This is a genomic window from Nesterenkonia massiliensis (genome assembly GCF_000455245.1).
In the GTDB taxonomy this organism is placed as follows: Bacteria; Actinomycetota; Actinomycetes; order Actinomycetales; family Micrococcaceae; genus Nesterenkonia; species Nesterenkonia rhizosphaerae.
In genome coordinates, this window is the sequence record NZ_HG005165.1 from 628,002 (window position 1) to 634,974 (window position 6,973).

A 6,973-nucleotide genomic window follows, 5' to 3' on the forward strand; every position below is an offset into this window, starting at 1 on the left:
CGTGAGGAACGAACTGGTGACAGGTTCGGTTTAGGCCGCGAGCGTGAGCGGCTCGGTTAGTTTCGCTTCGAACTCGATGGGCGTCAAGCCGCCGAGGGCGTCCTGGGCTCGCTGGCGGTGATACTTCCTCTCGATCCACACGACGATCGCCAGCCGCAGCTCCTGCCGCGTTGTCGCCGGCCGCGCCGACGCGGCCCATCGAGCCGACCATGTCGTGAAGTCGCAACTCGCGAGCCATCGCCCTGCTTCGAAACTGGCTGCCCCTATCGGCGTGCAGGATGCAGCCGGCAACCTCACCGCGGCGAGTGACGGCGTTGCGGACGGCGTCGACGGCCAGCTTCGCGGTTATCCGATCCGAGATCGAGTAACCGACGATGCGGTTGGAGAACACGTCCTTGATCGCGCAGCAGTAGAGCTTGCCCTCGGTGGTGGTGCGGTGCTCGGTGATGTCGGTCAGCCGCACCCGGTTCGGTGCGTCGGCGCGGAAGACGCGCTTCACGTGGTCATCGAACACCGGAGGGCCAGCCTTCTTGCCTTTCCCGCGCCGGCGGCGTTGCGCGGACGGGAGGATCCCAGCCTGAGAGCACAACTTCCATGCCGTCCGGCGGCTCATCCGCCACCCAGCCCGCCGCGCTTCGTCAGCGAGGTATCGGTAGCCGAACGTCGGATCGTCGTGATGTGCGTCGTGCAGCGCGTTGATCCGATACGCGCGGAGCACGTCGGCATCCCGGATCGGGGCGTTGCGCCACCGATAGTAGGGCTGGCGAGCGAGCTTCAGAACCCGGCACGACACCGAGACGGGGATGCCGTCCGCGGCGAGCTCAGATACGAGCGGGTACGTCATTTTGGGGAGCCACCGAGTTTCAGGTTCGCCTGCGACAGATACGCCGCCGCCCGCCGGAGAACCTCGTTCTCCTGCTCGAGCAACCGGACCCGCTTCTTCAACTCGCGAGCCTCGGCAGCGTCCGCAGCCGTCTGACCGGGACGGTTGCCGTCCTCGACGTCTGCTTGGCAGAGCCAGTTCTGCAACGTCGCTTCGCTGATACCGAAGTCGACGGCGATCTGCTTGATGGTGACGCCGCTTTCGCGGCTACGAGCGACCGCGACGACATCCTCGCGGAACTCTCTGGGATAGGGACCGGGCATGATGACATCCTCCCCGTCAGCGCCTCGCGGCGCTAACGATCAGTTGTCACCGATCCGTTCCTCACGCCCACGCGATGCCTGTCCCTGGCTGAGGATAGAGTTTTATCCCATGGTCACTGGTGAGCTGAAGTCAAAGATTGATCGGTTATGGGATGCCTTCTGGACGGGAGGCATGTCCAATCCGCTGACGATCATCGAGCAGATCACGTATTTGCTGTTCATCCGTCGTCTCGATGATGTGCACACGCTCCGTGACAAGCAGGCCAAGTACGGCAAAGTGGTGGGGAGCCCGCTGTTCGGCCCGGATCAGCAGCATCTGCGGTGGCACCAGCTGCGGAATCTGGATGCCCAGACTCTGCACCGCACCCTGGACCAGGAAGTCTTCCCCTTCCTGCGGAACCTCGGCAATGAGTCCTCCACCTATTCGGATCACATGGCAAACGCTCGCCTGGAGATCAATGCGGAGAAGGCCGGGATTCTGACCCGTGTGGTGGACCTGGTGAATTCGATCCCCATGGACAACCGGGACACTAATGGGGACATCTACGAGTACATGCTCTCCAAGCTGTCCACGGCGGGGCAGAACGGCCAGTTCCGCACCCCGCGGCACATCATTCAGACCATGGTGGCGATGATGGACCCGAAGCCTGGCGACCGGGTCATTGACCCGGCCTGTGGAACGGCGGGGTTCCTGGTAGCCGCGAGTGAGCATGTGCGTGAGCATCATGGCGAGGCGCTGATGCGCCAGGATGCGCAGCGCCAGTTCCACGAAGACATGTTCCACGGCTATGACTTTGATTCGACGATGCTGCGCATCGGTTCGATGAACATGATGATGCACGGGGTGGAGTCCCCGGATATCCGGTACCGGGATTCCCTTTCTGAGGGCGCGATCGGTGAGACTGATGAGTTCTCCCTAGTGCTGGCGAACCCGCCGTTTGCCGGGAGCCTGGACTATGAGTCAGTGTCCAAGGACCTGCTGAGTGTGGTGAAGACGAAGAAGACAGAGCTGCTGTTCCTGGCGTTGTTCCTGAGACTCCTCGAGCCGGGCGGCCGTGCTGCAGTGATTGTGCCCGATGGTGTGTTGTTCGGCTCCTCGAAGGCGCATAAGGATCTGCGGAAGGCGCTGGTGGAGAATCAGCGCCTTGATGCTGTGGTGAAGCTGCCCTCGGGTGTGTTCAAACCGTATGCCGGGGTGTCGACGGCGATCCTGTTCTTCACGAAGACCAACGCCCAGACCGGTGGCGCGGGCGCCACGGATGAGGTGTGGTTCTATGACGTGCAAGCGGATGGGTTCAGCCTGGATGACAAGCGAACTCCCCTGCTGGATGAGGACAAACTGGGCCCGGTTCGCGAGGAACTCTCCGCGCAGGAGCACGCGAAGAACAACCTGCCCGACATCGTCCGCCGCTGGTCCCAGCGTGAGGCCGAGCGGGACCGGGCACGCACTGAGCAGTCCTTCGTGGTGCCGCGCACGGAGATCGCAGAGAACGACTATGACCTGAGCATCAACAGGTATAAGGAGATCGTCTTCGAGGAGGAGGACCATCAGGACCCGCTGGAGATCATTGCCGAGCTGGAGAAGCTCGACGAGGAGATCCGACAGGGCCTCGCCGACCTCAAGGAGATGCTGAAGTGAGTACCCTGCCGGGAACTTGGGCCACTGTTCCCCTTCAGGATCTGATTCGCCCTGCGGGAAAGCGCGCCGGCGAAGACACCAATGCTCCCGTTTACTCCGTAACTAAGCACAAAGGGTTTGTCAGGAGCGACGAGTACTTTAGTAAGCAGGTCCACAGTCGGGATCTGAGTGCGTACAAGTATGTGCAAGAAGGAGACTTCGCCTATGCAACGATCCATCTAGATGAGGGTTCAATTGGTATCGCCCCTTGCGATGCACTGATCAGCCCGATGTACACAGCATTCTCAGTCGATCAGAGCCGGGTCTATCCGGACTATCTACTCCGATTCATGAAGAGCACCCGTGCGCTAGCTCAGTACGATCTTCTGGGTGCAGGAAGCGTGCACCGGCGACGCTCGATCTCACTCAAGCGACTCGGAGACCTTCAGATCCCCCTCCCACCCCTAGAAGAACAACGCCGCATCGCCACCATCCTCGACCGCGTACACGCCGACTACGTCCTCTGGGGCAGTGACGGCACACCCCTGGCCGTCATCGAAGCGAAACGCACCTCCCGCAGCGCCGAAGCAGGACAAGAACAAGCCCGCCTCTACGCCGACGCCCTCGAAGCCCAGCACGGCGTGCGGCCCATCATCTTCTACACCAACGGGTGGACCACCTGGATCTGGGAAGACCGCGCCCACGGCAACACCGGGTATCCCCCGCGCACCGTGCTGTCCTTCCTCTCCCACGACGACCTGCAGTGGCGTCACCAGCTGCGCCGCCGACGCCAAGCACTCGCCGCCACCCCCATCAAAACCGAGATTGTCGACCGGCCCTACCAAGAACGCGTCATCCGCGCCGTCGGAGAACACTTCACCGACAAACACCGTGCCGCCCTACTCGTCATGGCCACCGGAACCGGCAAAACACGCACGGTCATCGCCCTGGTGGACCAGATGCTGCGCGCCGGATGGATCAAACGCGTCCTCTTCCTCGCCGACCGCAAAGCCCTCGTCGCACAAGCCGTCAACGCCTTCAAAGAACACCTCCCCGAGCAGCCGCCCATCAACCTGCTCGATGAGAAAGACCCCGACGGGCGGATCTACGTCTCCACCTACCCCACCATGCTCAATCAGATCGACCAGATCCGCGACGACGGCACCAAGCTCTACGGGCCTGGGTTCTTCGACCTGGTGATCGTGGACGAAGCCCACCGCTCCGTCTACCAGAAATATCGGTCCATCTTCGAGTGGTTCGACTCCCTGCTGCTGGGACTCACCGCCACCCCCGTGGACCAAGTGGACCGCAATACCTACCAGCTCTTCGGACACACCCCCGGCCAACCCACCGACGCATACTCCCTGGATGAGGCGATTACCGATGGCTACCTCGTGCCTGCTCGGGGGTTGAGGATCGGCACTCAGTTCATGGACGAAGGCATCACCTACGAGAACCTCAGCGACGAAGAGAAAGACGCTTGGGACCAGCTCGAATGGGATGAGAACGGGGAGATCCCCAACGCCGTCAACGCCGCCGAAATCAACAGGCGCCTCTTCAACACCGACACCGTGGACAAGGTCCTCGCCCAGCTCTTCGAGCACGGGCTCCGAGTAGCTGGAGGAGACACCCTAGGTAAGACCATCATCTTCGCCAAAAACCAAGCCCACGCAGACTTCATCTACGAACGATTCAACGCCCAATACCCCGAACACGGCGGCGAATTCGCCCGCGTCATCACCCACGCTGTGGAACACAACCAGCGGCTCATTAACAACTTCGGCAACCGACAGCCCACCGCCGAACCCCAAATCGCCATCACTGTGGACATGCTTGACACCGGCATCGACGTCCCCGAAGTGCTCAACCTGGTGTTCTTCAAACCCGTATTCTCCAAGACCAAGTTCTGGCAGATGGTGGGCCGCGGCACCCGCACCAGAAAAAACCTCTTCGGCCCCGGCGAGAACAAGACAGAGTTCCTCATCCTCGACGTCTGCGGAAACCTCGACTTCTTCAACGCCGACGTCCCCGAGCCCGAACGCGCCCGCCCCAAGACACTCTCCGAGAACATCTTCGAGAAGCGCCTGGAGCTGCTACTGGCCCTGCACGATCAGTCTCAGGATGAGGGGGCCGAAGGGTTCCGTGCTGACCTCACCCATGCGGTGCGGGTGCACGTCACCGGACTCAACCCGCACAACGTGCAGGTCCGTCCCCACCGTGAACTCGTGGAGCGCTACACCGACATCAGCCCCTGGGAGAACCTCACCCCAGAGGAAGCTGAGGAGCTCACCAAGAAGCTGGGGCCACTTCCCACTAACGTGCTGCAAGAGGCTGAGGAAGCCAAGAGCTTCGACTTGACCATACTGCGAGCCCAGCTGGCCCTGCTCACCCACAACACAGCAGCATTCGCCGCACAGCGTAACAAGATCCAGGACATCGCCGACGGGCTCCTCACTAAGACGACCATCCCTGAGGTACGTGCGCAAGCGGCCCTGCTGGAGACTATCCGCGAAGACGCATGGTGGACCGACGCCACCCACCTCATGCTCGAAGACGTCCGCCGGAAGCTACGCGGGCTCATTGCCCTGGTGGACAAGACCCGGTGGAAGCCGGTGCGAACCAGCTTCGAAGACACCTTGACCCGGGTGGACGACGTCGACATTCAACACATGACACCCGGCACGAACCCACGGCTCATCCGAGACAAAGCCGAACGGTTCCTGCGGCAAAACCTCGACAACATCGCGGTGCAGAAGCTACGGCACAATAAGCAGCTCACCGACCAGGACCTGGAAGCCTTGGAACAACTTCTGGTGGAGGCTGGTGTTGGCACCCGTGAAGATCTACAAGCCGCCATTGCCGACTCTGAGGGGCTCGGTATCTTCCTGCGTTCGCTTGTCGGTCTCGACCGTGCCGCAGTGCAAGAGGCATTCACCGGATTCATCCGAGACGCGGACTTCAGCGCCGATCAGCTGCGGTTCATCAATCAAATCATCGACTACCTGACAGCCAACGGGAGCATGAGCGCAGGCCAGCTGTTCGACTCGCCCTTCACAGATTACGGCCAAGCCGACGACGTGATCGGCGAAGAACGCATGCCTGAAGTCATCAGCATCCTGGACAATATCCGTCGCCGCGCGGCCCCTCTTCGCACCTCACTCAGCGGCCGCGACGCAGGCTAACAGCCAGCAACTATTCCGCTGCCGAGGAACATCGTTCAGACTGAGCGCGGGCGAGGATGTCCGAGCCGGCGTCGTCGTCCCTTCTTCCGCTTAGATGAAAGGCAGCACGATGGCACTTGGAATGACCCCCTACCTGCAGTTTCCCGGCACCGCTCGGGAGGCGATGACCTACTACGCCTCCGTCTTCGGCGGCGAACTGGACCTGCTGACCTATGAGGCCGGACTCGGCGACGACAGCGAGAACAAAGACCGGATCATGCACAGTTCGCTCTACCTGGAGCGCGGTGCTCACCTGATGGCCGCCGACCTCTTTGAGGGTATTGCCGGCAACGGGCTGGGAACTATTGCTCTCAGTGCCAGTGAGGACAGCCCCGAGGAGAACGCGCGGATCGCCTCCTGGTGGGAGAAGCTCTCCCCCGACTCAGAAATCTCGATCGCCCTGGAGCCCGCCCCCTGGGACCCCAACGGCAAGTTCGGTCAGCTCAGGGACAAATTCGGTGTGGAATGGATGTTCATGGTCGGGCCCACCGAGTGATGCCGCGGTCGACTGCCCACATCAGGAGGGCCAGCACCAGGTACACACCTAGGATGCTGACAACATAGGTCCACACACCGGGATAACCCATACCGGGCACATCCAGAATCGTGTACGGATACCAGTCCAAGAATGGGCCGCGTCCCAGGGTCACCGCCAGCCAGGTCAGCGGGATCACCATGGACAGTCCCACGACCAGTGGGCGCAGCCGACCGTGCGGACCGAAAATCAACCACACCAGCGGTGCCAGGACCGGCACCAGCAGGTGCAGCACCGTGTCATTAAAGAGCCGCACCCCGGTGAGTGCACCGTCCCCGCGCAGCAGCAGATTGAACACCACCCCGGTGATGATCACGCACACCACCCCGGACAGCCGCACCACCTGGAACAGCTGCGAGTCCCATCTGGTGCGTACCGCGAGCATGATTGAGGTGAGACAGACCATCAGCGCTGACAGCACTGTGAAATAGGCCGGCTGATTCACCAGGTGAT

The 6,973-nt window shown here is 61.7% G+C and carries 4 protein-coding genes and 1 pseudogene; 3 read left to right on the forward strand and 2 right to left on the reverse strand.

Features of this window, described 5'->3' with window-relative positions:
- Window positions 1-30 precede the first annotated feature (30 nt).
- Window positions 31-1,146 (reverse strand): annotated as a pseudogene (locus tag TX78_RS02895) (IS3 family transposase).
- 109 nt (window positions 1,147-1,255) lie between these two features.
- Between TX78_RS02895 and TX78_RS02905 the strand changes: the two are divergent.
- The 3 genes from TX78_RS02905 to TX78_RS02915 all read left to right on the forward strand — a co-directional run bounded on the left by TX78_RS02905 (window position 1,256) and on the right by TX78_RS02915 (window position 6,481).
- The gene (locus TX78_RS02905) at window positions 1,256-2,785 is read left to right on the forward strand and encodes a type I restriction-modification system subunit M (protein ID WP_044493325.1); all 1,530 of its coding nucleotides are present in this window, start codon (window positions 1,256-1,258) and stop codon (window positions 2,783-2,785) included.
- A gap of 329 nt (window positions 2,786-3,114) precedes the next feature.
- Window positions 3,115-5,946, forward strand: coding sequence for a DEAD/DEAH box helicase family protein (locus TX78_RS02910; RefSeq protein WP_324603305.1), 2,832 nt, complete (start codon window positions 3,115-3,117; stop codon window positions 5,944-5,946).
- 109 nt (window positions 5,947-6,055) lie between these two features.
- Complete coding sequence (locus tag TX78_RS02915) at window positions 6,056-6,481, forward strand: VOC family protein (RefSeq protein ID WP_044493326.1); 426 nt, start codon at window positions 6,056-6,058, stop codon at window positions 6,479-6,481.
- Here the strand turns inward: TX78_RS02915 and TX78_RS02920 are convergent.
- On the reverse strand, window positions 6,459-6,973 hold a 515-nt coding region (locus TX78_RS02920; protein ID WP_044493328.1), incomplete at its 5' end, for a Pr6Pr family membrane protein. The genes TX78_RS02915 and TX78_RS02920 overlap by 23 nt on opposite strands.